The organism is Myxococcus stipitatus DSM 14675 (assembly GCF_000331735.1).
GTDB lineage: Bacteria > Myxococcota > Myxococcia > Myxococcales > Myxococcaceae > Myxococcus > Myxococcus stipitatus.
Genome location: NC_020126.1, coordinates 7,037,705 through 7,063,299, shown reverse-complemented (window position 1 = coordinate 7,063,299; position 25,595 = coordinate 7,037,705). Strand labels below are relative to the sequence as shown.

The following is a 25,595-nucleotide window of genomic DNA, read 5'->3' as shown; positions in this document are numbered from 1 at the left end:
AACTCGCGAGCCATGAGCCAGGCCACCTCTCCCGCGTCTCCCGCCTCCGGCCCTTCCTCCCCCCGCGTCGCGCGTGACTTCTACGCGGACCTGATGCGGGCGTCGCAGACGTCGCGCGCGGGCTTCCTCGCCGAGCGCGAGCGCTGGCTGCGCGGCGTGCCCGTGGACGGCCGCGAGGAGCTGCTCTTCGAGTTCGAGATGCTGCTGCGCGCCGTGGAGCGCTACCTCAACCTCACCGCCGTGGTGGACGCGAAGGACCGGCCGCTCGTCACCCGCGACTTCCACGAGGAGCTGGTGGACGTCCGCGACGCCATGGACCGCGCCATCCGTGTCGCACGTCACCTCCAGGACCCGGACAGCGACCAGAAGATGGTCTTCCGCAAGTACGTGGAGACCCAGCTCGCGGATGACCGGGTGCGTCGCGCACTCATCGAGGAGGAGCTGGACCAGGAGACGCCGCCGGAGAGCCTCTTCGTCCTGCGCGAGGACCTGGACGCGCTGCGCAACCTGCTGGACCACCTGCTCCAGCTCCCCACCGCGCGCCTCAATCTCTTCCAGGACCTGGGCAAGCTGGCGCTGAAGGAGATCGTCCTCAACCGCTACTTCCGGCCCTTCCGGCCGCTGGAGTTCCGCGTCGAGTACGACCGGCTGCGCTCGGTGCGGCTGCTGGACACGCTGGCCCCCATGGCGGAGGAGTCGCGAGCCGTCTTCACCACCGCGTTCCTGGGGCTGTTCCGCCTGTTGCATTACCTGGCCTACGTGGACGCGGAGGGCACGCCGCCCGCGCCCCGGCGGGTGCGGGTGTTGCTGGCGCTGGTGCGCAGCGAGACACACGCCCTGGCCACGTGGATGCACGCGGACCTGTCCCCCAAGGCGGGCTCCAAGCCGCTGCAGGCCGCGGCGCTCCGGGCCGCGAGGGACCTGGCCAAGGAGTCGGAGCGCATCGGCCGGGAGGTGCTGGCCCACGTCGACAAGGAACCGGAGGCCCCCGCTCGCGCCGCCGCGGCCTTCACGCAGCTCTTGCGCGCCCAGGTGGTCGCGCTGGTGGAGGCGCTCGCGCCCAATGGCGGCCTGACGGACGGCGTCTTCGACACGCTGGTGAGCCCCCAGGACGCCGCGCTGCGGCTGCGCAAGGACCTGTGGGTCTACGCCCAGCTGTGCCGCACGGCGGAGGGCTGCCTGCGCGCCGAGGACGTGCCCGCGGCCGAGCGGGCGCTGGATGCCCTCAAGTCCTTCCTCGCCTACTTCCACGACGGCGGCTATCAGCTCCTGCGCTACGCCGACTACGACGCGTTCGACCGCTTCACCGCGCTGCTCGTCGAGCTGCCCTGGCCCCCGGAAGGGCCCGGCATCCGCGCCCGCCTCGCGGAGGACCTGCGCCGCTTCAGCCAGACACTCGAGTCGACGTTTCACGCCGTCAGCCGGCGCACCCTCCTGCAGGGCCGAGGCTTCGACCGCCAGGAGGCCGAGGCGCTGCGGGACAGGTTCGTCTCCACGCTGTCTCGCTGAGCTGATACGTGTATCGGGCGGGATTTTTTCGACCCACGCCCATGCGCGCCGTATGACGCAACCCCCCACGGCGCGTGCTCATACGGCGCGTGTTTGCTTCCAGCCAGTTCCTTGCGCTATGGACGCGCCCGTGTTGCATGGAAGACACGCTTCATTGCGAAGCGCGTCACGGAGGCGGGCGGGGAATGGGGCCGCGAGGAAATCCCGGACACCAATGTCACGGTTTCGGGGGGGACTGACCGGGCCTCAGACGGGGGAGGGTGTCTGGCCACGAACGGCACCCACCGCGATGTCAGAAAAAGGCCAGCCGTTCCAAGGGGTTCGAACCACTCGCACCCCCCACCACGGTTCCCGGGATGTCACGCTGTTGTGGCATGCCACTTGCTCAATCTGCGCGTCGCGTCAGACCACTGTTGAACGATTCCGGCGCCATCTGGCCAGATGACCGTTCGGAAGTCCCGCAGCACGAGCAGCCACGAGGCGACACCGACATGCCCCCGTCTTCCTACAACCAGCGCACCCTTTCGAAGACCGCCAGTCTGCAGGGAATCGGGCTCCACTCGGGCGCGAAGGTGACGCTCACGCTGCGTCCGGCGCCCGCGGGGCACGGCATCGTCTTCGTCCGCACGGACCTGCCCCGGCCGGTGAGCATCCCCGCGCTGGCGGAGTACGTGGTGGACACGTCCCTGGCGACGACGCTGGGCCGCGACGGCGTGAAGGTCGCGACGGTGGAGCACTTCATGGCCGCCATGGCGGGCCTGGGCATCGACAACGCCCGGGTGGAGCTGGACGGCCCCGAGGTTCCCATCATGGACGGCAGCGCCGCGCCCTTCGCCGCGCTCATCCAGGAAGCCGGCATCCGCGAGCTGGACACGCCCAAGGAGCTGCTGGTCATCCGCAAGTCGGTGTCCGTGGTGGATGGCGACAAGCAGGCCTCGCTGACGCCCTCCACGAACTTCCGCATCAGCTGCACCATCGACTTCGAGCACCCCATCATCCAGGGCCAGGCCTTCGACCTGGACTTCAGCGACCGGGAGTTCTCCCGGGAGATCTCTCGCGCGCGCACCTTCGGCTTCCTGCGCGACGTGGAGAAGCTGAAGAAGCTGGGCCTGGCGCGCGGCGGCTCGCTGGAGAACGCCATCGTCGTGGACGAGCTCTCCATCCTCAACCCGGAGGGTCTGCGCTTCACGGACGAGTTCGTGCGGCACAAGATCCTCGACGCCATCGGCGACGTGTCTCTCTTCGGCCGCCCCGTCATCGGACACCTCACGGCGTACAAGACGGGCCACGCGCTCAATCACAAGCTGGTGCGCAAGGTGCTTTCGGACCCCAGCTGCTATGAGATTGTCCCCGCGCGTCGACTCGACCTGGAGGGTCTGGAGTTGGGCCTGCCGGGGTTGGCTGGAGCGCTGGCGCTGGAGCCGCTCGTCGCCTGATGCTGTCTTGGCATTTCCTTGCAGGCCGGGGCAGCCTCGACTAAGTCGCGGGCTTATGCCCATGCGTCCAACCCCTGTCATCCTCGCCGCGTTGCTGGCGGCTTCCTTCACCGCCGGTTGCAACAAGGAGAAGGCGCCGGCCGCCGCGCAGGCGCCGGCCGCCGCGCAGGCCACCGCGGGTGAGCCGACCCCGGACACGGTGGTCGCCACCTTCGGCGACGGCCAGAAGATCACCTACAAGGAGCTCAACGAGCGCATCCAGGAGCCGATGGCGAACCTGGAGAAGCAGAAGTTCCAGCTGCGCAAGCGGGGCCTTGATGGGATGGTGACGGAGAAGCTGGTCGACGCCGAGGCGAAGAAGCGCGGCATGACGCAGGACCAGTTCCTCAAGGCGGAGATCGACGACAAGGTTCCCGCGCCCACCGACGAGAAGATCAAGGAGGTCTTCGACGGTGCCAAGGGCCAGCTGCCGCCCGGCTCGACCTTCGAGCAGATGAAGCCGCAGATTGTCGACTTCCTCACGCAGCAGCCCAAGCAGGAGCGCGCCCAGGCCCTCTTCGGCGAGCTGCGCAAGAACGCCAACGTGCAGATCACCCTGCCGGAGCCCCCGCGTCCCCCCGCGGAGCGCAAGCAGGTCGCCGCCACGGGCCCGTCGAAGGGCGCGGACAACGCCCCCATCACCATCGTGGAGTTCAGCGACTTCCAGTGCCCGTTCTGCAGCCGCGCCAACGCGGCCGTGGACCAGGTCATGAAGGAGTACGAGGGCAAGGTGAAGCTGGTGTTCCGCCAGTTCCCGCTCGACTTCCACAAGGAGGCGCAGAAGGCCGCCGAGGCGTCGCTGTGCGCCGGGGACCAGGGCAAGTTCTGGGAGATGCACGACAAGCTGTTCGCCAGCCAGAGCGCGCTGCAGGTCGACAGCCTGAAGTCCTACGCGGGCGAGCTGGGCCTGGACAAGGCGAAGTTCGACAAGTGCCTGGACTCGGGTGAGAAGGCGGCCACCGTGAAGAGCGACATGGCGGACGGCCAGAAGGTCGGCGTCAGCGGCACGCCGGCGTTCTTCATCAACGGCATCATGCTCTCCGGCGCGCAGCCCGCCGAGGAGTTCAAGACCATCATCGACGCCGAGCTGAAGGCGCCGGCGCAGAAGTAGTTCGACGCGCGGGAGGACACGGGCGGTGGCCCAGAAACCCAAGGCCACGCCCCGCGTCGGCGGCGAGGCGACTTCACTCGAGCTGGAGAAGTCCCTTGCCGCGGGCCTGTCCTCCACACGTCCCCTCTCGGCCTGGTTCCACGGGCCGGAGGGGATGGTGCTCCTCCACGAGCCCTCGGGCTTCGCCGGCTTCCTGGCGGGCACGCTCGGGACGCTGTCGGTGGAGGAGGTCTTCGCCCACGTCCTGACGGGCATCCGCAGCGGGCTGCTGGCCGTGCAGAGCGGCGCGGTCCGACGGACGGTGTCCTTCCGGGACGGGCAGGTCGTCTTCGCCACGTCCACGGAGCGCTCGGAGCGGCTGGGCGCGGTGCTGACGCGGCTGGGGCTGGTGACGCAGGCGCAGCTCACGCAAGCGCTGTCGCGCGTGACGCCGTCGCGGCGCATCGGTCAGGTGCTGACCTCCGAGGGGCTGGTGTCCGAGGCCCACCTCTACGGCGCCATGACGTACGTCGTGCGCGAGGTGGTGCTGAGCCTCTTCGAGCTGACGGAAGGCAGCTTCCTCTTCGTCGAGGGCCCCGCGCCCATGGCCGACGTGGTGAAGCTGCCCGAGCGCACGCGGGACCTGGTGCTCACCGGCATCAAGCGCTCGGAGGAGCTGGCTCGCCTGCGGCGGCGCTATCCGGAGGACCTGCGCGCGGAGCCCGGGCCCGCGGGGCCAAAGCCGGGGGAGGAGCGCTTCTTCCAGCGGATGGGCGCGGGCGCGACGCTGAGCGACCTGCGCGCCGTGCGCGAGGGCGGGCAGCACGCCTTCTTCTCGTGGCTGGACGAGTGCGTGCGAGGCGGGCACCTCCAGATTCGCCCCACGACGCCTCCCGCGGCGCCCGTGCCGGCGGTGGAGGGCATGGCCTGGGAGTTGTTGTCCGCGGAGGAGCGCTACAACCTGCTCCTGTCGTTGATTCACCGCTCGCTGCGCGACGCGGGGAAGGACGTGGACCTGCTGCGGGGCTTCCTGGATGCGCCGCCCTCCGGGCTGGAGGATGCCTTCGCGGGGGTGGTGCCGGGGCCGGACGGGCGGGTGGACGTGACGCGGCTGCGCGCCAACCTGTCCCTGGGCGGCGAGGCCGTGGCGCGGGCCATGACGCTGGAGGCGCTGGACGCCATCGTCTCCTATGCGCTGTTCTCCGCGCGCAATGTGTTGCCGCCCGACGTGGCGGAGCGGTTGTCCAACACCTACCGCACCCTGCAGGGAGGTCTGGCCTAGCAGGCGGCCCGTGCCCACGTTCGCTGCCACGTTGTTGGTGGTTGGGGGACGACGGCATGGCTGGGTGGCGGAAGCTGGCGTGGGGATTCCTGATGGGTGGCGTGGCGTGCAGTGGCTCACGTCAGGCCGTGAAGCCGGACGTCGCGGGGCCAGGCACGGGAGGCTCGGGCGCCTCGTCGGTGGCCACGCTCGCGTCCGTGGTCTCCGGTCCCTACGTGGACGAGGAGCTGGGCTTCGAGGTCGTCCGGCCCAGTGACGAGTGGCAGCTCGACGCCACCAACGAGCGCACGCCCGAGGGGCTCTCGATTCCCGTCATCCTGCGCCATCCACCTTCAGGCGCGCAGGTGGTGGTCCAGGTGGCCCCCGCGGTCGCCACGCCCACCCAGTTCGCCGAACGACTGACGGAGGGCCTGCGTCAGCAGCCGGGCTTCACCACGACGGACCCGGTGCCGCTCACGCTGTCGGACACCGCCGTGGGCTTCGACTTCCAGGTGGGGGACGGCGTGAATGGCCGCGTGGTGGTGCGCGAAGGCCGGGAGGGCCGCATCCTGATGATGCTGGCCACGTGGCCCGCCCAGGCCGTGGCGAGTGTCATCCAGAACGTGGATGCGCTCCTCATCGGCATCCGCCCCCTGCCCGAGCAACAGAAGGCGCTGCCCAAGTCGACTCCGCAGGCGGCCGCGCACTGAAAGACGAAGCGCGCGGGCCTCGGTGGAGGCTCCCGCGCGCTCGAGGGGCCCGTCACGTCCTGCGCGCGACGGGCCTTGTGACTGAAGCGAGGACTCAGCTCTTCGCCGACTTGCGCGAACCCCGAGCGGCGCGCGCGGGCTTGGCGCTCGACGCCTCCGCGGGCTCGGTGGCCTGGTTCTGCGCGCGCAGCCGCACCCACTCCACCAGCGTCCGCACGCCCACGCCCGTGGCGCCCTTGGCGTTGTAGCCGCGCTCCTTGGGGCTGTTGGACGGACCGGCGATATCCAGGTGCACCCACGGCGTCTCGCCGACGAACTCCTTGAGGAAGAGCGCGGCGTTGATGGAGCCGCCCCAGCGCTCGCCGGAGTTCTTCATGTCGGCGACCTCGGAGCGCAGCGCGTCCTTCTGCAGCTCGCTCACGGGCAGGCGCCACATGTCCTCGCCCGCGGTGCGCGCGGCCTGGAGCACCTCGTTGACCGCGCCGTCGTGGTCTCCGAAGGCGCCGACGATGTAGTTGCCCAGCGCGACGATGCACGCGCCCGTCAGCGTGGCCAGGTCGATGACGGCGGACGGCTGGTGCTCGCAGGCCCAGGTGAGGATGTCACCCAGGACGAGGCGGCCCTCGGCGTCCGTGTTGGTGATCTCCACCGTCTTGCCCAGGCGGGACGTGAGGATGTCGCCGGGTTTGTAGGCATTGCCAGCGGGCATGTTCTCACACGCGCCGATGAAGGCATGCACGGGGAAGGGCGGCTTGACGGCGGCGATGACCTGCATGGCGCCCAGCACGGCGGCGGAGCCGGCCATGTCCGTCTTCATCTCCACCATGCCCTCGGTGGGCTTGAGCGACAGACCGCCCGAGTCGAAGGTGATGGCCTTGCCCACCAGCGCCAGCGGCGGGCGCTTCGCGTCGCGCGCGTTCTTCGGCGTGTAGACGACGTGGATGAGGCGGGGCTCCTCGGTGCTCCCGGCCGCGACGCCCAGGAACATGCCCATGTCCAGCTTCTCGATTTCGCGCTTGCCGCCGATGGTGATCTTCAGCCCGTGCTCGCGCGCGGACTTGCGGGCGGCCTCCGCCAGCACCGCGGGCGTCACCGCGTTGGGCGGCTCGTTCACCAGGTCGCGGGCCCAGTTGGTGGCCTCGCTCACCGTCTTCGCCAGCGCGAGGGCGTCCTCCACGTCGCGCGACTTCTCGGTGCCCTCGGGCAGCACCAGCGCGACCTTGACGGGCTTCTGCGCGCCCTTCTCCTCGCGCGCGGAGGACTTGTACTTGTCGAAGCGGTAGGCGCCCAGCTCCAGCCCTTCCACCACCGCGCGCACCGCGTCGGCGGAGGACGGCGTGGCGGGAATCGCCACCGCGACGGACGCGACCTTGAGGCGCTGAGCCGCCTTGGCCGCGCGGCCCAGGGCCAGGCGGAGCGTCTCCGGCTGGAAGCGGGCGCGGTGGCCCAGGCCCAACAACAGCACGCGGCCCGCGGTGGTGCGGCCGAGCGTGTGCATCATCAGGGACTGGTCGGCCTTGCCCTTGAAGCCCTCTTGGGTCGCGGCGCCCCGCAGGCGGCCCTCCAGCGCGCGGTCCGCCGAGGCCAGGCTGACCGGGGCGCCCTCACTCAGCTCGCCCTCGAAGAGCGGAATGACGAGCAGCTCGCCATTCGCAAGGGTGGCGTCGCCGGTGACGAAGGTGAAATTCATGGGCCGATGAACTCCTGAACGGGAGAGGGGGAGAAACGAAGCCGCGGACTGTAACGCCCGCCTTGTTGCACGCAAAGCGTTGGATTCCATTCGAGCGTTGCATTGCCGCGAGGGGCTGGGTAGCAGTCAGGGCAATGCCCACCTTGTTGATGCATCTGACCGCCATCGAACGGTTGGCCGTCAATCCCGGAGAGCTGCCGGCGGATTGGGTGCGCGCGCTCTCCGAGGACCTTCCGTACGCGCGCTTCGGCGCGGCGCTGCCGGACCTGCCGCTGTGCGAGGGCATCCGGGGCGGGCTCGCGGCGTTCCTTCCGGAGCGCGAGATGCCTCCCTTCGCGCGGCTGTATCACGAGCGCGCGCCGGTGGGCTTCGGGCTGAAGATGGCGGAGCTGGTGGCGACGGGCGCGCTGGTGGGCACCGAGCCGGGACTGGCCCTGCTCGCGGGATACTTCACCCACTTGTGCTTGGACCGGCGGCTGTATCCGGTGGTGGACGGGCTGGTGGAGCGGCACCGCCGCCGGGGCGAGCGACCCTTGTCCGCGCACCGCGACATCGAATGGGCCCAGACGCTCTTCTACCTGCGCGAGCTGCACGGCATGGACCTGCTGGGCACGCCCCGCCTGCGGGAGAAGTGTCAGGTGGTGAAGAGTCCCGGCTTCCCGTGGCGCGGCATCGGACGCGGCATCTTCGAGCTGGTGCGGCTGTCGTCGCAGGAGCGCGTGGGGCAGGCGCCGACCAAGGCCGAGGTCGACGGGTGGGTGCGCGGCCTCTATGTCTCCGGCCTGTTTCTCTCCAGCCCCATGGGACGCACGCGCGCGCTCCCCGCGTTCGCCCGCTTGTCCTTCCAGGAGCTGTATCGGAACGACACCTTCGACTTCTCCCAGGAGGTCGAGGGTGCGCTGGAGTCGGCGCGGGGCGTGCTTCGGCGGTTGCACGGCTACATGGCAAGGGGCACCTTCACACCCCGTACGCGAGCCCGCTTCCTGGAGGCCTTCCCCGAGGGAACCCTGGGGGCCCGCGCCGCGTAGTGGGCGGCCCCATGCCCCGGGGTGCAGGAGATATTACGCGCGCGGAGCAACCGTCCTGGCGAGCCATGTCCCCCCCGGGGAATGCCGCTGGGCGGCGTGCGGTGGCGCTCCTATTCTCGTGAAGGAATGACGGTTCTTCTCCTCATGGTGGTGGGCGTGCTCGCGGGAGCGCTGGGGGCGATGCTGGGCATTGGCGGCGGCATCGTGCTGGTGCCCGCGTTGGTGCTGGGCTTCAACGTGCCCCTGGAGGAGGCGATACCGGCCAGCCTGCTGTGCGTGGTGGCCAACTCCTGCGCCGCGGCGGCTGGCTACGTGGACAACCACCTGAGTGACATCCGCCTGGGGCTGACGTTGGAGCTGTCCACGGTGCTGGGGGCCATCGCCGGAGGGCTGGTGGCGGCGCTGCTCGCGCCCGCGATGGTGGCGGTGGTGTTCGGCCTGTTCACCCTCTACGTCTCGCTGCAGATGATGTTCCTGCGCTCGCCTCGCGCGGAGCCCGCGACGCTCGACGACTACCGGCCGACGAACTATCCGCTGGGCATCTCCGGCTCCTTCGTGGCGGGAGGTCTCTCCGCGCTCCTGGGCGTGGGCGGCGGGCCGCTGAAGGTGCCGCTGATGAGCTACGGCATGCACGTGCCCTTCAAGGTGGCCAGCGCCACCAGCAACCTGATGATTGGCGTGACGGGCGCGGCGAGCGTGGCCGCCTATGCCCTCCGCGGACACCTGAAGCTGGCGCTGGTGTCTCCCTTGGTGGTGGGCGTTCTGGCGGGCGCGTATGCCGGCGGCCAGCTGATGCCCAAGGTCCCGACGACGGTGCTCAAGAGACTCTTCGCGCTGGTGCTGCTGGTGGTGGCGGGGCAGATGTTGTGGAAGGGAGGGGCGGGACTGTGGCCGAGCGTGTGGAAGTGAGCGAGGAAGGGCCGGAAGGTGGCGTGGTACCGCCGCCTGTCTCCGCGGCGATGATGGCGGACCCCCTGGCCCTGGGACGGCGTGCCCTGGTGGCGGCCCAGGCACGGGTGGAGGTCGCGCCGGAGCTGGACGTGGAGCCCGTCACCGCGAGCGCCGTGGAGACGCCCGCGCCGGGCCTGGGACGCGTCCGCGACAGGACGCTCGCGGGAGACCGCTGGATTGCGCGGGTGCTGCGCGTGGGCGCGTTGCTGAGCGGCGGCCTGTTCGTGCTGTCGCTCTGCCTGGAGGCGCTGCCGGAGACGGAGAGCATCCACGTCGCCATCGACCAGCTGCGCAAGGCGGCGGCGTCGCTCCTGCTGGTGACGCCCGTGGCGCGGCTGGGGGTGGCGGGGACGCTCCTGGGCCTGCGCGGCGAGTGGCGCTACGCCCTCATCGCCGTGGGCGTGCTGGGGCTCCTGGCCCTCGCGGTGGGCGCCGGCATCCAGGCGTGATGCGGCGCCCTTCGGGGGGCTGTCTGAGTCCTCAGGAGCCGCGCGCGGCGAAGTGGGCCAGGATGTTGCGCACCTTGGCGACCTCGTCCGCGCGGCCCTGCTCCTCGTAGAGCGGGAGCACGGCTTCCAGCTGCTCGCGCGCGGCGGCCAGGTCCTGCGTGTAGAAGCAGGACAGGCTCAGGTCCCAGCGGGCGCGGGCCTCGTACACGTGGTCGTGCAGCTCCTGGTAGAGCTCCACCGCGCGCAAGAGGTGCGTGCGCGCCGCCTCGTGCTGGCCCAGGAGACCCTCGGACTCACCCAGGAGCAGGTGCCCCAGCGCGAGCGCCTCCGGGTCCTCGCCCTTCTCGAGCATGGGAATCGCCTCGAGGAAGCGCTTTCGCGCCGGCTCGTACTCGGCCTTCTCCATGCGGATGTCGCCGATGTCCAGCAGCAGCCGCGCGGTGCGCTCGGTGTTGCGCGTCTGGCGGTAGAGGATGAGGGCCTCCTGGTACTTCTCCTCGGCGGCCTCCGGCTGGCCCAGCGCGCGAAGGGACTCGCCGACGCACGCGCGGCACATGGCCTCGCCCTCGCGGTCCTTCGTCTCGTTGAAGAGCATGGCGGCCTGGGCGATGAGCTCCACCGCGCCGCGGTGGTCCTCGAAGTTCGCCTTCACCACGCCCAGCCCGAAGCACGCCTGGGCCTGACCCGGCTTGTAGCCCGCCTCCTTGAACAGGGCGAGCGCCTCCTCGTAGCACTGGCGGCTCGCGGCATGGTCATCGAGCAGGCCGTGCACCTCCGCCAGGCTCACCAGCTCCTGCCCCACCTGGGTGGGCGAGCCGGTGATGCGCAGCGAGGCCAGCGTGTTCTTCTGCTTCTGGAGCGCCTCGAGCAGGTGGGCGCGTTCGGTGTCTTCGGACGGATGCATGCTCACGCGTCACCACCCTTGCGGCGCCGGGCGGCCTTGTCCAACGAATCGTGCTTCTCACTCCGGTCAGCGCCGTTGACGCCCGGATGCAGCGGGTCACCATTTCCGGTGGCGGCGTGCGCCCCCGCCGTGGACCCGCCGTGGTGCCCGTGATGGCGGTCCTTCTCCTGCTTGTCGCCCTGCTCGTAGCCGAGCAGCGGGGAGAAGAAGCAGTCCTTCTTCGTGTACTCGTCGAAGGCGAAGGCGAAGCGGTAGCTGGCGGCCGCGCGCTGGTTGCAGTCGGTGCGCTCGCAGAAGCGGCAGGAGATGCCGGACGGAATGGCGTCCTTGCGCAAGTCATTGGTGGGCAGGCCGTACGCCAGGAACTTGGCGTTCTCCGCGTGGGTGCCCAGGCCGATGGAGTACGCGGTGCCCTTGACGATGGAGCCCTCGATGGGCTGCAGCTGCACCTTCGCGAAGCAGAAGTACGTGGTGCCGTCCGGCATCATCGAATACTGCCGGGTGAGCTGGGACGGGTTGAGGAAGGCCAGGTGCACGGCCCACTTGCCGCAGCTTCCGCCGCCGGTGGCGAAGCGGATGCCGGTGCCGCTGTAGCGCTTGGAGATGTTGCCGGCGATGTCCGAGCGCAGGAAGTGGAAGGGGATGCCGGGGCGCTTGGGGTCCGACAGGTTGCACAGCCGGTGGGCCACCGTCTCGTAGGTGGAGCCGAAGATGCTCGACAGGAGCTCCACGTCGTAGCGCGTGCGCTGCACCTCCTTGAAGAAGTCCCCGTAGGGCAGCATCAGCGCGCCGGCGAAGTAGTTGGCCAGGTTCACCTTGATGAGCCGCTGCGTCTCCGCGTGCCGCATTCGGCCGGCGCCGAGGATGCGCTCCACCAGCTTCTCGCGGTCCAGCATCAACAGACCCATGGACGCGGCGATTTGAAACTTGAGCGGCTGCTCGGTGAGGTCCGGCGACAGCGTGAGCGTCTGCTCCTCCGGGTCCAACCGCCGCACCACGGACGAGCCGCTGGGCGCGGTGTCGAAGAGCACGCGGTAGCCGAAGCGCCGCTCCAGGAGCTGCACGAGCTGCCCGCTGGTGAGCTGCCGCTCCAGGCTGACGTCGCGCCGCAGCGCCTCCGCCTGCTCTTCAATCTCCGGGAAGTAGTTGCGGTGGGTCTCCAGGAAGTCGCTCACCTCGTCGAACGGTGAGTAGTCGAACCGCACGCCCGGCACGGTGCCGTTGCCCGCACCGCCCTGCGCGCGCGTGCGCTCCTCCACGTTGAGCTGCGCCAGCACGTTCTCCAGCTGCGTGCGGGTGTTCTTGTAGAGGTTGAACAGCGCGGCCACGGTGCCCGCCAGCTTCGGCTCCGCCGACAGCGACTGGAGCGACTCCGGGTCGATGTCCAGGCTCTTGAGCAGCGGCTCGTCGAGGAGCTTGGCGAGCGCCTCGTCCACCCGGCCCTCGCCGAGCGTGGACATGAACTGCTCGGGGTCCTGGTCGAAGTACCTCAGCGCCTTCCAGAGCAGCGGGAAGGGCATCACCCGCTTCCCCTTCTCGATGAGGTTCAGGTAGGCGGGAGAGACTCCCAGGTCCTTCGCCGCGTCGGCTTGCTTGATGTTCCGGGCAAGACGCAGGCCGCGGAGCTTCAAGCCCACGTTGGCGTTCAGTGCGTTGTCGTTCATGGCTGAATCGGGTCCGTCGGGCGCTCCAGGCCTCGCGCCCCGGGCCCCTTTCACCCACTTTGCAAATCGATTTACCGATTTGCAATCAACGTTTTCGGAGGCCCCCCTCCCTGTGCGGATGGCGACGAACGGGCCGTCCTCCACCGGGCTCTTACCCTTTGAGTAACTGTAACCTCATGGAATTACTTGGAGTTGTCGCCGTGCGAATGTGCGTCCGGGGCGCCTTTCGACGCACTTTGTCAAGTGTTTACCGCCGCGGCGCGCAACGCGCTCGACACGTATCGGTAAACGAGTATTTCTGGTTTACATGGGGAGTGGGGGAGCCAGTTCAGGAGATCATCCTGCGGAAGATGAGCGACACGTTGGTGCCGCCGAATCCGAAGGAGTTGCTCATCACCGCGTCGACGCGAATCTCGCGCGCGGTGTTGGGCACGCAGTCCAGGGTGATGCGCGGGTCCTGCCGCTGAAGGTTGATGGTGGGCGGCAGCACGCCTCGCGTGAGGGCGAGCACGCTGATGACGGCCTCCGCCGCGCCCGCGGCGCCGTTCATGTGGCCCGTCATGGACTTGGTGGAGGAGATGGCCACCGTGCGCGTCGTGTCCCCGAAGACCTGGGCGATGCCCTGCGCTTCCAGCAGGTCCCCCACGTCGGTGGAGGTGCCGTGCGCGTTGATGTAGCCGATGTCGCCGGGGCCCAGGCCCGCGTCCTTGAGCGCGGCGCGCATGCTGCGCTGGGCGCCCTCGTGCTCGGGGGCGGGCTGGGTGATGTGGTACGCGTCGGAGCTGGCGCCGTAGCCGGTGAGCTCCGCGAGGATGCGCGCGCCTCGGGCCTGGGCGTGCTCCAGCGCCTCGAGCACGAGCATCCCGGCGCCCTCGGCGATGACGAAGCCATCCCGGTCCGCGTCGAAGGGGCGACTGGCGGCATGGGGCGCGTCGTTGCGCAGGGACAGGGCGCGCATGGCGCCGAAGCCGCCGACGCCCAGGAGCGAGATGGGCGCCTCCGCGCCGCCCGCCACCGCCACGTCGAACTCGCCGCGCTGGATGCCTCGCATCGCCTCGCCGATGGCGTGGGCGCTGGTGGAGCACGCGGAGTTGGGGGCCCAGGAGGGACCCTTGAAGCCGTGGCGCAGGCTCACGTAGCCGGGCGCCATGTTGATGACCATCTGCAGGACGAAGAAGGGGCTGATGCGGTCCGGGCCCTTCTCCATGACCAGGCGGAACGTGTCCTCCAGGCTCCCGATTCCGCCAATCCCCGAGCCGATGATGGTGGCCACGCGCTCGGCGTTCTCGGGGGTGACTTTCAGGCCCGCGTCCGCCACCGCCATGTCCGCCGCCGCCACCGCGAAGTGCGAGAAGCGGTCCATGCGCCGGGCCTCGCGGCGCTCGATGTGGTCCTCCACCCGGAAGTCCTTCACCTCGCCGGCAATCTGGCAGTCCAGCTGGCTCGCGTCGAAGAGGGTGATGGGGCCCACGCCGCTCTCGCCGCGCACCAGCGCGGTCCAGCTCTTCTCCACGCCCGTGCCGCAGGGGCTGATGAGCCCCATTCCCGTCACCACGACGCGCCGCTTCTGCATCCACTGCTCCTTGGATGGCACGCCAGGAAGGCGAACGGCCCGGCCGCTCGCGCGCCCTCCCTTGGCTGACGTGCACTCGATGGCCCTTTGTATTATGAGTGTCATCCCATCTTGCAAGTGTCCTTGCGAGGAAGAGTGCACTTGTCTTGAAGTTTGATGATGATGGGTATCATTTCATGGGAGAGGTAGGTTCATGAGCGAGGGTGAGACCGAGGTGCGCACCCGCACCGTGACGTGGGCGGACCCCCGTGAGGGGCTGGCCGCCGCGAAGACGATGTCGGGCCTGGAGTACCTGCGGGCCATCATCCAGGGCGTCGTCCCCGGGGCGCCCATCGCCCGGGTGCTGGGCTTTGCTCCGGTGGAGGTGTCGGAAGGGCGGGCGGTGTTCGAGGTGGAGCCCGCGGAGTTCCACTACAACCCCATTGGCACGGTGCATGGAGGACTGGCGGCCACGCTGCTGGACTCGGCGCTCGGGTGCGCGGTGCACACCACGCTTCCGGTGGGTGCGGGCTACACCACGCTGGAGCTGCACGTGAACATGGTGCGCGCCATCACCGGCGTCACCGGACGGCTGACGTGTACGGGCGAGGTGATTCACGTGGGGGGCCGGGTGGCGACGGCGCAGGGCCGGCTGACGGACGCGAGCGGCAAGCTGTACGCGCATGGCACCACCACCTGCATGGTGTTCCGGCCCTCCGGCTCGGGAGGCCAGGAGTAGGAGGCGGCACGACGATGCGGTACGCACCCGAGCACAAGCAGGCGACGCGCGAGAGAATCCTGTCCGCGGCGGAGACGCTCTTCCGGAAGGAAGGCTTCGCGGGCGCGAGCGTGGAGCGCGTCATGCGCGCCGCGGGACTGACCGTTGGCGGCTTCTATGCGCACTTCGCCTCGAAGGACTCGCTGCTCACCGAGTCCGTGCGCGCGTTCTTCCAGCACCAGCACTCGCGCTGGCTCGGGGGCCTGGAGGAATTGCGCGGCGCGGAGTTCCTGAACCACTTCGTGCGCCGCTACTTGAACCAGAACATCCGCGACAACATGGAGACGGGCTGCATCATGCCGTCGGTGTTGTCGGACCTGACGCGTGCGACGCCCGAGTCCCGTGAGGCGCTCGCCGAGGGCGTGGAGGGACTGGTCGCCGCGCTGCGCGCGCGTGTCCCAGGGGCGGAAGGCGTCACCGGACGACAGCGGGCGCTGGCGACGATGGCGCTCCTCTTCGGTGCGATGACCCTCGCGCGGGCGACGAAGGGCTTGCCCCTCTCGGACGAGCTCCTGGAGGCCGCGCGTGCGTCCCTGCTTGCTGGGGGACCTCCGCCGACGCGCAAGCGCCACTGACGGCCACGGCCCCTCTCCACCGGGCTTGTATGCTCCAGGCCCGGTGGAGGTGGCGATGTCGCGCGTGCACAGGTGTTCGCTGCTGGCTCTCGTTCTCTGCGTGGGGCTGTCCTGCGTGAGCGTGCCGGGCCCTCGCCTCTCGAAGGACCCGGCCACGCTCCGCTACACCGTCACGTTCGTCCGAGCGCCCACGCGGGCGCTCGACGTGGAGGTGGTGTTGGTGCGGGGCACGCCGCGCGTGTTCCGCTTCACCTCGCCGGGGGGCGTGGCGTCGGTGGGCGCCTACCGCGAGGACGGTGAGCACTTCGAGCTGCCGGTGACGGAGGAGGGCCGCGTGCTCCTGCCCGCGGACATCCGCTTCCTGCGCTATCGCTATGACCTGGAGGCTCCGACGCGCTCACGCGGGCAGCGCTTGTTCACGGGAATGGGGGAGGCGGATGCGTGGCATGTCGCGGGGCGCGCGTACCTCATCCGTCCGCACCAGACGCCGCCGGACCTGCGCGTGGAGTTGGCCGTGGAAGGCGCGGACGCGCTGCTGCCCTGGCAACCGGATGAGACGGGCCTGTATCGGCTTCGCGCGGAGGACCTGGTGGACTCGGGCTTCCATGGCTTCGGGGGACGCCGCTGTCAGGTGGTGTTGCCGGACGCGGTGCTGGACGTGGCGGTGCTGGGCCACTTTCGTCAGCTGGAGGACAGTCAGGTCTGTGGCTGGCTGAAGCAGGCCGCGGACGAAGTGCTCACGGTCCGCCGTACTTTCCCGTATCCGCGTATCACCGTGCGAGTCATTCCCGTGCCCGGACACGAAGGGCCCAGCCTCTTCGGCATGGTGCTGTGGAGCTCGCCTCCCAGCATCTCCGTGCTCGTGGGGCAGGACGCGAGCGCCGCGTCCTTCGCGCTCGATTGGGTGGCGCTCCACGAGATGCTCCACCTGGCCCATCCCGCCTTCCTGCCGCGTGTGCCGTGGCTGTCGGAGGGGCTGGCCACCTACTACACGGAGGTTGCGCGCGTGCGCTCCGGACGGCTGAGCGCGGAGCGGGGATGGGAGGAGTTGGTGGATGGCTTCGCGCGCGGACGTCGCGTGGCGGGAGCCCGCACCATGGAAGAGGTTGTCTCCGGAAACGGTTTCTCGCCCGGCACGTACTGGACGGGCGCGCTGCTCGCATTGCATCTCGATGTGGAAATACGCCGTGCTACTGGAAACCGTCGTCACCTGGAGGATGTGTTGGAGTTGCTCGCGGAGCGAGGACCGAGCTCGACGTTGGGAGCGTTTGGCGTGGCGGTGGATGCCATCGCGGGAAAGCCACTCTTCGATGCATTGCTCGCGCGTCACCTCAAGCGCGCGGCTTTTGTGGAGCAGGAAGGTCTGCTACAAGCGCTGGGTGTGACGGCGGAATCAGAAGGCATTCAATTCGTCCCTGCTCGCGACAGTGTGTTGCGCGAGGCGATGGAAAGTCGGGGATACATCCGCGAGTCACCCGGCATCCGTAGATGAGGTTCAAGGTCTCGAACCCCACGCGGTACGCGGTACCAGCAAGTCGTTCCCCCTCAACGCAGTACCGAAAGGAAGCACCATGAACGCGAAGGCTCTTGCGGCGATTGTCGGCACCCTGTCCCTGGCCTCCCTCGCCACTGGCTGTGCCTCCACGAAGGCGGCGGAGGGCCAGCCGGCCGCCGCGGAGAAGGGCGCGGAGGGCAGCTGCGGCGCCGCGAAGACCGAGGAGAACAAGCCCGCCGAGGGTACGGATGCGGCCGCCCCCGCGGCCACGCCGGAGAAGGGCGCTGAGCACTCCTGCGGCGCGGGTGGCTGCAACGGTCAGAAGAAGTAGGCAGGGCCGTATCCAGGGCCGGTGACGTCGCCGGCCTCCTGGGCGGTGGGAAGAGGACCTCCCGCCGCCCGGTTCATGAGGCTCCCTGGAGGTGCATGGCCGTGGTGGTGACGTACGCGCGAAGGCACGGACTGAAGTCGCTGGGCGTGGGCATCGGCTTGCGCAGGAGCTTCTACGAGGAGCTGCCCCGGACCGGGCGCGCGCTCGACTGGGTGGAGATCATCCCGGAGAACTTCCTCTCGCTGGGAGGCCGCTCTCACCGCGCGCTGGAGGCGTGCCGCGAGCGCTGGCCCGTGTTGCCGCACGGCGTGGGCTTGGATATCGGCGGGCCGGATGCGCTCGACCTGGACTACGTCACGGGCCTGGCCGCGCTGGTGAAGCAGGTGGATGCGCCGTTCTTCTCGGACCATCTCTGCTACTCGCGACTGGGGGGCGTGTATCTCCATGACCTGCTGCCGCTGCCGTTCAGCGAGGCGGTGGTGGAGCACGTCGTCCCGCGCGTGCGCGAGGTGATGGCCCGCGTGGGGCGCCCCTTCCTGCTGGAGAACCCGAGCTACTACGCGAACATGCCCGGGGGGACGTTGTCCGAAGCGGACTTCCTGCGGCACGTGGTGGAGGAGGCCGACTGCGGCCTGCTGCTCGACGTGAACAATGTCTACGTCAACGCGCGCAACCATGGCTACGACGCGCGCGCCTTCGTGGACGCGCTGCCATTGGAGCGCGTGGTGCAAATCCACCTCGCGGGCCACACGACGTACCCCGACGTCATCATCGACACGCACGGCGACCGCGTCTGCGACGACGTGTGGTCGCTGTATCGATATGTGCTGGAGCGCACCGGCCCGGTGTCCACGCTCATCGAGTGGGACCAGGACATCCCGTCGATGGCGGCGGTGCTGGACGAGGCGGACCTCGCGCGTCAGGTGCTGCGCGAAGGGGAGGGGCGATGAAGCCCGCGCTCGAGCACTTCTTCGACAGCATGGGCGCATACCTCGCGAACCCCGCGCCCGCGTCGCTGGAGCAGTTGTACGCGGAGCATCCGGGCTGGGCGGCGCCATCCTCTCGCGTGTCGCTCTACGGCGACTTCGTGCGAGGCCATGTGCGAGGCGCGCTCGAGAAGCTCTTCCCGCTGGTGCGGAGCGCCGTGGGTCCGGACGCGTGGAGGCTGTTGGTGGAGGACTACACGCGCACCCGGCCCGCGCGGCATCACGAGGTGAACCGCCTGGGTGAGGGCTTTGCCTCGTTCCTCGCGGACACCCTTCCCACCCGAGGGCTCGCGCCGTTCATCCCCGCGCTGGCGCGCTTCGAGTGGACGGACTTCGCGGTGTTCGCCTCACAGGTGGAGTTGCCCGAGCAGGTGGCGGCGCTGACGCCGAACCCGACGCTGGTGGTGCTGGAGCAGTCCTTCCGGCTCTGCGCCTACGTGCGAGCCCGAGGCGCGGGTGCGCCGCCCGAGCCCGGTGAAGAGCTGGCCCTCGTGTGGCGGCATCCGGAGAGCCTGGCCTCGTACTACCTGGAGGCCACGCCCCACGCGCTGCTCGTGCTGAAGATGGCGGTGGAGGGGCTGTCCGCCGCGGAGGTCTCGGCGGCCACGGGAATGCCCGAAGCCGACATCCTGGACGCGGTGACGCGCCTGTCTCGGGACGGCCTGGTCCTCGCGCCTCGCGGTTAGCGGGGGAGCACGGAGCACACCCGCCCGAAGCGGGTGTCCTGGCAGTGGGACACGTCCGGGCACTCCAGGTCCTCGGTGCAGGGCACGGTGCAGCGGCCCTCCACGCAGACGCCCTTGGCGAGGCCCAGCTTCTGGCAGCGCGCGTCGTCCGTGCACTCGTCACCCAGTCGCTCCAGCGCGCCACAGCCCACGAAGCGCGACGGGTCCGGCAGGCAGCTCCCGCGCTGGCAGGTGAAGCCCGCCTCGCAGCGGTTCGCGGCGAAGTCCTGCGCGTCCTCGTTCACCGTCTCCGTGCATTCCTTCACGCAGACCTGGCTCCCATCGGAGAAGGGCTGGCAGGTGGCGCCCTTGTCGCAGCTCCCGTTGGTGCCACAGGCGCTGCAGCTCGGGCCCGCCGCTCCGCAGCGGAAGCCCTTGCACATCATCCCTTCGCCGCACTGCGCATCCTGCACGCACTCCACGCAGCGGCCACCGGGGGCACACACCAGGCCGTCCGCGCAGCCCGTCAGGCCGCAGCGGTTGACGATTCCCGCGTTGGGCACCAGCTCGAGCTTGAGCTCCTTCTTCTCGCCGGACCCGACACACGCCTCGGTCGTCAGGGTGGGGAAGCCCGAGCCGGCGAGCGTCAGCGCGTAGCACCCATCCGGGAGCGGCCCCACGCGCAGGCGGCCCGCGCCATCCAGGATCAACCGGCCGAAGGGCGTGTCCTGCACGGACACCTGCACACCCGCGACACGCTCGCCGTGCGTCGCCTTCACGCGCATCTCGAAGAAGCCCGCGCTCCGCGCCTCCACGCGCGCCACGTCCACGGCCTTGCCGCCGGAGACCTTCACCGCCACGCGCGCGGCCTTCTCCGAGGTGGCGACGATGAAGAGCTCCGCGGCGCCGCTGGGCACGTCCTCCAGCTTGAAGCGACCGGCGGAGTCCACCGTGGTGCGCACCTCGGGGTCCGCCACCAGGGCGACCATGGCCACCGCGGGGTCGAACTCCGAGAGCTGTCCCTGGATGGTGCCCACGCGCAAGGGGGCGTTCTCCAGGTTGCCGCAGGCCCCGGTGCAGAGGAGGAGGGCGGTACCCAACGTGATGTGAAGTCTCGAGTGCATCAGAACCGGTACCCCACACCGGCCCAGGCGCCGGTGAAACCCACGGCCTGTCCTTCCCCATCCACGACCACGTACGTGAGCATGAGCTGCGCCTGCGTCATCAACTCCAGCCGCTCGCCCATGCGCAGCACCACGCCACCGACGACTCCGGGGCTGACCGTGAAGAAGCTCTGGCCACGGGCGGTCGTCTCCACATCAAAGGACCGCCCCAGGTACAGGGCGGCCACACGCGGGCCGGCGAATAGCGACAGCCGCTCCCAGCGCCACAGGTAGGGCAGGGCCACCCCCGCGGAGAAGGTGGTGTAGCGGAAAGGCACCTCCTCCTCGGGTTGGAGCATGAGGGCACGCCTGCCCGTACTGAAACTCACATCGAACATCAGCCCGAAGTCGCGCAGCGGCCGGTCCTCCAGCCGCAAGGAGAGGGCGAGCTCGGGGGCCATGGGCAGCAGCTCCGAGCGGCTGCGCGCGTCGACGAAGGTGAACATGCCGCCCAGCAGGGACAACGAGCGCCGGGGGAAGGCCTCGGCCAGCAGCTGCTCCAGGGGGAGTCGCTCGCCCAGGTCCACCTCCACCTCGCGGCGCACCAGCACCGCGCCGCCCTTGGTCAGCTCCACCGTGCGCTTGCCGGGCACCACCGCCGCGCCGCCGGGCAGCTCCGCGCGAGGCTCTCCATCCACCTTGAGCGTGAAGCCATCCAGCCGAGGGTTGTAGGAGAACAGCTCTGGCCGGCCCGTGCGTGCGATGCTGCCCGACAGCACCACGGGGTCCGCGCCCACTTCCATGATTTCCGCCGAGGGGCGCTGCCGGCCTTCGGTGAAGGCGAAGGTGCGGCGGCGCGCGTAGTCGTGGGCCTCCGTCGCGGTGACGGCGCCGTCCGCGTTGCGGTCCGCGCCACCGCCCAGTCCCTCGATGAGGAAGTGCGTGTAGATGTCGTTGCGCAGGCCCTCGTCCTCGCGTGCCGTCTCGCCCCAATCACAGGCGGCGAACACCATGGACGCGCGCGACGACTCCTCCAGCGGCCGGGCGTAGAAGCCCGACTTGATGCCGTTCAGCTCCGTCTCCAGCTCCTTGGGCAGCAGCGACTTGCCGTTGCCGCTGTGACACGACGCGAGCACCAGCAGCCGCCGCCGGCTGGGGAGCGAGTCGAACTCCGCCTTGAGCGCGTCCATGGCGAGCGCCGTCTGGGCCACGGCCCGGTAGGACGCATCTCGAGTCACCAGGAAGCGGCGCAGCTCCCCCGTGGCATCGCGAGCCAGGGTGCCATGCGCGGAGAAGTAGACGACCACCACGTCATCCGGCCGGTGGGCCTCCTTGCGCAGCTGTCTCAGCGCCTGGAGGATGGCCGCGCGGGTCGTCTCTTCGGGACGCGTGAGGACACGCACCTGGTCGAAGCGTCCGCGCGCCGGGTCCAGCATCGCCGCCGCCAGGTCCGTGGCGTCCTTGGCCGGGTAGCGCAGGCTGCGCCAGTGAGGGTCGTCGAACTCGGAGATGCCCACCAGCAGCGCCATGCGCCGGGGCGTGTACGCGCTGGACAGCGCCTCCTCGTCGAGCCGAAGGGGCACGAGTCCCCCCTTCTCCGTCCCCAGGGGCGAAGAAGTCGCGCAGGCCGTCAGCGCCGCCAGCAGGATGGGAAGGAGAGTCCTCACACTCACCAGGTCAGGGGAGATTGTCGCCGCTTCTCACTCGCACGTCGAACCGGGTGATGGCCAGGGTGCCTTGTTCCCACCGCTCACCTTCTCCCACCAGGACCCGCATCACGTCGTCGGGAGACGGCTCCAGGCCCGAGGGGGAAGCAGCCAGCCACAACGTCAGCGGCCCGGACTCCCCTTCGAGGCTGACGCCCGAGAGCCCCTGGGCGCCCTGCAGGTCGTGTGTCCCCGCCTCCAGCGCGAACTGTCCCAACAGCTCGGGGGGCTGTCCCTCGCGCTGCTGGAAGAGCAGGGCGGTGCCGGCCTCGGTGGCGTGGTAGCGCAGGAGGAGCACGTCGCGGGTCTCCACGAGCGTGCCCGGGTCCAGTCGGCGCAAGCCGCCGTCCGCGCCGCGCGCCACCACCGCCAACTCCAGCGCGATGCGGCCCACCTGGCCCTTCACTCCTGGCGCCGTGGACTCGGTGCCCAGGTCCACGCCCGCGCTCGTCTGCCGCAGCCGGGGCACCAGCACCACCGCGAGCAGCGCCGCCGCCACCGCGCCCGTGATGAGGCCCCAGCGCCGAGCCTCCGACGGCGCCGCCTTGAGCTGCTTGCGCACCCGCGCGAAGCCCACCTCGTCCAGGCGCGGCTCGGAGGGAGCGGGGGCCAGGGCGAGCAGCGCGGCGTCGGTGTGCCCATCCAGGAGGTCGGGGCCGGAGTGGGAGGCGAGGAAGAGCTCACACACCTCACACGCGGTGGCCAGGTGCTCACGGAAGTACGCCTCCGTGGCTGGCTCTCGACGGGCAAGGGCGCTGAGCGCCTCGTCATCCAGGTGTCTCATGACCTCTCACTCCCACCGACCTGCGAGCACTCGCCGCAGCAACTCTCTCTTGATACGACCCCGGAAGCGCTCGAGTCTCATCGTGACGGCGCTTTTCCCAACGCCCAACCGCTCGGCAATCTCACGGGCCGACAGCTCTCCCTCGATATAGAAGAGCTGGACTGTTCTCTTCTCCTCGCCCTCGGGAAGCTCGTCGATGAGCTGGCGGACGGCGTCGATGTCGCGCTCGAGCTGAAGCGCCTCTGGGATGGCGGGGACGCTCTCCGGCTCGGGGTCCGCGATGTCATCCTCCAGGCGTCGCAAGTTCGCCTTGCGCTCCAGCCGGGTCCTCGCCCGGTTCCGGGCAATGGATAACAACCAGGCCTCGAAGGCCGCCGCTTCCTTCAAGCGCGGCAGGGCGCGGAACGCCCGGACGAAGGTCTCCTGGATGACGTCCTCCACCTCATCGGAGTCCAGGGGCGCGAACCCCGCCATCAACCTCGCCACCTGAGGGCGCGTGCGCCGGTACAGCTCACTGAAGGCAGAGGTCTCCCCACTCGCCGCGCGCCGCACCCACTCCGCCAGTCCCTCCGTGGAACCCACCTGTCCCTCCAGACCCCCGGACCCGGCCGGTGGCCACGACCCTTTTTCCGTCGTTTTCCTCCCGGCGTCACCTGGAAGCGGGCGGAACCCCTCGCTTCCTACTGGCTCCCGGGGGGGCCTCGGGGGGAAGAATGGGGCACGTCGTCTCCATTCCGCGAGGACCCCGCCATGCGCGTCATCAACTTCAACCCTGGCCCCGCCGGCCTGCCCCTCCCCGCGCTGGAGCGCGCCCGGGAGGAGCTCCTGGACTTCCAAGCCACGGGCATGTCCGTGATGGAGCACAGCCACCGGGGCAAGGACTACGAGGCCGTCCACGACGAGGCCATCTCCCTGCTGACGCAGCTGGTGGGCCTGCCGTCCAGCCACCAGGTGCTGTTCCTCACCGGTGGGGCGTCGCAGCAGTTCGCGCAGGTGCCCATGAACTACCTCACCCCCGGCACGAGCGCGGACTACCTCATGACGGGCGTGTGGAGCGAGAAGGCCCTGGACGAGGCGAAGTACTACGGCACGCCCCGCGTCGCGGCGACGACGGTGCAGCCGGACAAGCACTACACGCGCGTGCCTCGGCAGGACGAGCTGAACCTGGACCCGAAGGCGGCCTACGTCCACATCACCACGAACAACACCATCTACGGCACGCAGTGGCACACGTTCCCGGACGTGGGCGGCGTGCCGCTGGTGGCGGACATGAGCTCCGACTTCCTGTGGAAGAAGATGGACCTGTCGCGCTTCGCCCTCACGTACGCGGGCGCGCAGAAGAACCTGGGGCCTTCCGGGGTGACGCTGGTCGTGGCGGCCAAGGACTTCATCGCGCGCGGGCGCAAGGACATCCCGAAAATCTTCCGCTACTCCATCCACGCGGAGAACAACTCGCTCTACAACACGCCCCCCACGCTGGCCATCTACCTGGTGCGCAACGTGCTCGCGTGGATGAAGGACGTGGGCGGGCTTGCACAGGTCGAGGCCTGGAACCGCCAGAAGGCGGACCTGCTGTACGGCGCGCTCGACAAGCACTCGGGCTTCTACCGGGCGCCGGTGGAGCGCGAGTCCCGCTCCGTGATGAACGTCGTGTTTCACCTGCCCACGCCGGAGCTCGACGCGGCCTTCGTCGCTGACGCAAAGCAGCAAGGAATGGTGGGGTTGAAGGGCCACCGCACGGCGGGGGGAATCCGGGTTTCCACGTACAACGCCGTGACGGTGGAGAATGTGCGCACGCTCGTCACCTTCATGGAACATTTCATGAAGACGCGCGGGTAGGCTGCGTCTCAACACACGGAACTGATTCCACCTGGAGGTTTCATGAAAGCCACGCTGTCCGCCGCCGCGCTCTGCTTGCTGTTCGCCATGCCTGCCTTCGCCAAGGAAGTGGCCGGGGTGAACTATCCCGATACGGCCAAGGTGGAGGACAAGGAGCTGAAGCTCAACGGAGTGGGCCTGCGCAAGAAGGTGGTCTTCAAGGTCTACACCGTGGGCCTGTACCTGGAGAACCCGTCCAAGGACGGCGCGGAGATTGTCGCCTCGGACCAGATCAAGCGCGTGCGCATGTACATGCTGCGTGACCTGGACAAGAAGACCATCACCGACGCCATCTCCGACGGCTTCAAGAAGAACGCGGGCGCGAAGCTCGCGGAGCTCAAGCCGAAGCTGGACACGTTCAACGCGGCCATCCCGGACCTGAAGAAGGGCGACGAGCTCATCCTGACCTACATCCCCGGCACGGGCACCAAGGTGCAGAGCACCAAGGGCGGCCAGGAGATCGCGGTCGAGGGCAAGGACTTCGCCGACTCGCTCTTCTCGGTGTGGCTGGGCAAGGACCCGGTGGATGGCGGGCTGAAGGACGGCATGCTCGGCAAGGACTGAGCACGTCTCCATCGTGAAGGACCTGGGCGCTCCGTGTCTCGTCGAGAGGCGCGGGGCGCTTGCTGTTTTCGTCCGGGGCCCGGAGGCTTTGAAATACGCGGGGACGTCGAGCGTAGTAGGAACAAGCCCGGCGGCACGGCGGTGATGCCGGGGCGGGTCTGCACCCGCCGGTCAGGAGGATGTCATGGGAATTTGCGCGTGGCTGGTGCTGGGAGGGATTGCGGGCTGGTTGGCGAGCATCATCAAGGGGACGAACGCGAAGATGGGGATGTTCGCCAACATCGCGACCGGTGTCGTCGGCTCGATGATTGGCGGCTGGCTGTTCAGCATCCTGGGCGGCCGGGGCGTGACGGGGCTCAACCTCTACTCGCTGGCCGTGGCCACGGTGGGCGCCGTCATCCTCATCAGCATCGTCCAGGCGATACGCAAGTAGCCCTGGGCCGTTCC

Annotated in this window: 25 protein-coding genes; 17 read left to right on the top strand and 8 right to left on the bottom strand. The window is 69.5% G+C overall.

The window, feature by feature from the left end; translation table 11 throughout:
- Window positions 1-12 precede the first annotated feature (12 nt).
- The 5 genes from MYSTI_RS27075 to MYSTI_RS27055 all read left to right on the top strand — a co-directional run bounded on the left by MYSTI_RS27075 (window position 13) and on the right by MYSTI_RS27055 (window position 6,045).
- Window positions 13-1,509, top strand: coding sequence for a hypothetical protein (locus tag MYSTI_RS27075; RefSeq protein ID WP_015350995.1), 1,497 nt, complete (start codon window positions 13-15; stop codon window positions 1,507-1,509).
- Window positions 1,510-2,000: 491 nt separating this feature from the next.
- Window positions 2,001-2,945: a UDP-3-O-acyl-N-acetylglucosamine deacetylase gene (gene lpxC / locus MYSTI_RS27070; protein ID WP_015350994.1), complete on the top strand. Its 945-nt coding sequence runs from the start codon at window positions 2,001-2,003 to the stop codon at window positions 2,943-2,945.
- Between the two features lie 55 nt (window positions 2,946-3,000).
- On the top strand, window positions 3,001-4,095 hold the full coding sequence (locus tag MYSTI_RS27065) for a thioredoxin domain-containing protein (protein ID WP_044281435.1): 1,095 nt from the start codon (window positions 3,001-3,003) through the stop codon (window positions 4,093-4,095).
- Window positions 4,096-4,120: 25 nt separating this feature from the next.
- The gene (locus tag MYSTI_RS27060) at window positions 4,121-5,356 is read left to right on the top strand and encodes a DUF4388 domain-containing protein (RefSeq protein ID WP_015350992.1); all 1,236 of its coding nucleotides are present in this window, start codon (window positions 4,121-4,123) and stop codon (window positions 5,354-5,356) included.
- 56 nt (window positions 5,357-5,412) lie between these two features.
- Complete coding sequence (locus tag MYSTI_RS27055; protein WP_015350991.1) at window positions 5,413-6,045, top strand: hypothetical protein; 633 nt, start codon at window positions 5,413-5,415, stop codon at window positions 6,043-6,045.
- Between the two features lie 94 nt (window positions 6,046-6,139).
- Here the strand turns inward: MYSTI_RS27055 and MYSTI_RS27050 are convergent, their stop codons facing one another.
- Window positions 6,140-7,735, bottom strand: coding sequence for a leucyl aminopeptidase (locus MYSTI_RS27050; protein WP_015350990.1), 1,596 nt, complete (start codon window positions 7,733-7,735; stop codon window positions 6,140-6,142).
- Between the two features lie 134 nt (window positions 7,736-7,869).
- On the opposite strand from MYSTI_RS27050, the gene MYSTI_RS27045 reads away from it, so the two are divergent.
- From MYSTI_RS27045 to MYSTI_RS27035, 3 genes are all read left to right on the top strand, one after another.
- On the top strand, window positions 7,870-8,763 hold the full coding sequence (locus MYSTI_RS27045) for a hypothetical protein (protein WP_015350989.1): 894 nt from the start codon (window positions 7,870-7,872) through the stop codon (window positions 8,761-8,763).
- Window positions 8,764-8,889: 126 nt separating this feature from the next.
- Entirely contained in the window at window positions 8,890-9,672 is a 783-nt protein-coding gene (locus tag MYSTI_RS27040; RefSeq protein WP_015350988.1) for a sulfite exporter TauE/SafE family protein, read from the top strand.
- Window positions 9,651-10,163 carry a hypothetical protein gene (locus MYSTI_RS27035; RefSeq protein WP_015350987.1) on the top strand — a complete coding sequence of 171 codons (513 nt, stop codon included), beginning with the start codon at window positions 9,651-9,653 and terminating at the stop codon, window positions 10,161-10,163. Before MYSTI_RS27040 ends, MYSTI_RS27035 begins: the two co-directional genes overlap by 22 nt.
- Before the next feature lie 31 nt (window positions 10,164-10,194).
- Here MYSTI_RS27035 and MYSTI_RS27030 read toward each other — a convergent pair whose 3' ends face one another.
- The 3 genes from MYSTI_RS27030 to fabF all read right to left on the bottom strand — a co-directional run bounded on the left by MYSTI_RS27030 (window position 10,195) and on the right by fabF (window position 14,304).
- Window positions 10,195-11,067: a tetratricopeptide repeat protein gene (locus tag MYSTI_RS27030; RefSeq protein ID WP_015350986.1), complete on the bottom strand. Its 873-nt coding sequence runs from the start codon at window positions 11,065-11,067 to the stop codon at window positions 10,195-10,197.
- A gap of 2 nt (window positions 11,068-11,069) precedes the next feature.
- The gene (locus MYSTI_RS27025) at window positions 11,070-12,731 is read right to left on the bottom strand and encodes a helix-turn-helix domain-containing protein (protein ID WP_015350985.1); all 1,662 of its coding nucleotides are present in this window, start codon (window positions 12,729-12,731) and stop codon (window positions 11,070-11,072) included.
- A gap of 328 nt (window positions 12,732-13,059) precedes the next feature.
- Complete coding sequence (fabF, locus tag MYSTI_RS27020) at window positions 13,060-14,304, bottom strand: beta-ketoacyl-ACP synthase II (RefSeq protein WP_015350984.1); 1,245 nt, start codon at window positions 14,302-14,304, stop codon at window positions 13,060-13,062.
- Between the two features lie 193 nt (window positions 14,305-14,497).
- Between fabF and MYSTI_RS27015 the strand changes: the two genes are divergently transcribed.
- From MYSTI_RS27015 to MYSTI_RS26990, 6 genes are all read left to right on the top strand, one after another.
- Entirely contained in the window at window positions 14,498-15,022 is a 525-nt protein-coding gene (locus MYSTI_RS27015) for a PaaI family thioesterase (RefSeq protein WP_015350983.1), read from the top strand.
- A 14-nt stretch (window positions 15,023-15,036) separates the two neighbouring features.
- Window positions 15,037-15,636, top strand: coding sequence for a TetR/AcrR family transcriptional regulator (locus MYSTI_RS27010; protein WP_015350982.1), 600 nt, complete (start codon window positions 15,037-15,039; stop codon window positions 15,634-15,636).
- Between the two features lie 55 nt (window positions 15,637-15,691).
- A complete protein-coding gene (locus MYSTI_RS27005) occupies window positions 15,692-17,128 on the top strand; it encodes a M61 metallopeptidase family protein (protein WP_015350981.1) in 1,437 nt (478 codons plus the stop codon).
- Between the two features lie 79 nt (window positions 17,129-17,207).
- Entirely contained in the window at window positions 17,208-17,462 is a 255-nt protein-coding gene (locus MYSTI_RS27000) for a hypothetical protein (RefSeq protein ID WP_015350980.1), read from the top strand.
- 95 nt (window positions 17,463-17,557) lie between these two features.
- Complete coding sequence (gene bufB, locus MYSTI_RS26995; protein ID WP_015350979.1) at window positions 17,558-18,412, top strand: MNIO family bufferin maturase; 855 nt, start codon at window positions 17,558-17,560, stop codon at window positions 18,410-18,412.
- Window positions 18,409-19,134, top strand: a complete 726-nt coding sequence (locus tag MYSTI_RS26990; protein WP_015350978.1) for an HvfC/BufC N-terminal domain-containing protein — start codon at window positions 18,409-18,411, stop codon at window positions 19,132-19,134. The genes bufB and MYSTI_RS26990 overlap by 4 nt, the downstream gene beginning before the upstream one ends.
- Here MYSTI_RS26990 and MYSTI_RS26985 read toward each other — a convergent pair.
- Genes MYSTI_RS26985 through MYSTI_RS26970 form a run of 4 tightly spaced genes read right to left on the bottom strand, consistent with a single transcriptional unit; the run spans window position 19,131 to window position 23,288 of the window.
- Window positions 19,131-20,213: a carboxypeptidase-like regulatory domain-containing protein gene (locus MYSTI_RS26985; RefSeq protein ID WP_233277967.1), complete on the bottom strand. Its 1,083-nt coding sequence runs from the start codon at window positions 20,211-20,213 to the stop codon at window positions 19,131-19,133. The two genes, MYSTI_RS26990 and MYSTI_RS26985, sit on opposite strands and share 4 nt — an antisense overlap.
- A 23-nt stretch (window positions 20,214-20,236) precedes the next feature.
- Entirely contained in the window at window positions 20,237-21,883 is a 1,647-nt protein-coding gene (locus MYSTI_RS26980) for a caspase family protein (protein ID WP_015350976.1), read from the bottom strand.
- A gap of 10 nt (window positions 21,884-21,893) precedes the next feature.
- The gene (locus MYSTI_RS26975; protein ID WP_015350975.1) at window positions 21,894-22,706 is read right to left on the bottom strand and encodes a hypothetical protein; all 813 of its coding nucleotides are present in this window, start codon (window positions 22,704-22,706) and stop codon (window positions 21,894-21,896) included.
- Between the two features lie 6 nt (window positions 22,707-22,712).
- The gene (locus MYSTI_RS26970) at window positions 22,713-23,288 is read right to left on the bottom strand and encodes an RNA polymerase sigma factor (RefSeq protein WP_015350974.1); all 576 of its coding nucleotides are present in this window, start codon (window positions 23,286-23,288) and stop codon (window positions 22,713-22,715) included.
- A 168-nt stretch (window positions 23,289-23,456) separates the two neighbouring features.
- On the opposite strand from MYSTI_RS26970, the gene serC reads away from it, so the two are divergent.
- The 3 genes from serC (at window position 23,457) to MYSTI_RS26955 (ending at window position 25,581) form a co-directional block, all read left to right on the top strand.
- The gene (gene serC / locus MYSTI_RS26965; RefSeq protein ID WP_015350973.1) at window positions 23,457-24,545 is read left to right on the top strand and encodes a 3-phosphoserine/phosphohydroxythreonine transaminase; all 1,089 of its coding nucleotides are present in this window, start codon (window positions 23,457-23,459) and stop codon (window positions 24,543-24,545) included.
- 42 nt (window positions 24,546-24,587) lie between these two features.
- Window positions 24,588-25,148, top strand: coding sequence for a chalcone isomerase family protein (locus MYSTI_RS26960; protein WP_015350972.1), 561 nt, complete (start codon window positions 24,588-24,590; stop codon window positions 25,146-25,148).
- Window positions 25,149-25,332: 184 nt separating this feature from the next.
- A complete protein-coding gene (locus MYSTI_RS26955) occupies window positions 25,333-25,581 on the top strand; it encodes a GlsB/YeaQ/YmgE family stress response membrane protein (protein ID WP_015350971.1) in 249 nt (82 codons plus the stop codon).
- Window positions 25,582-25,595 lie beyond the last annotated feature (14 nt).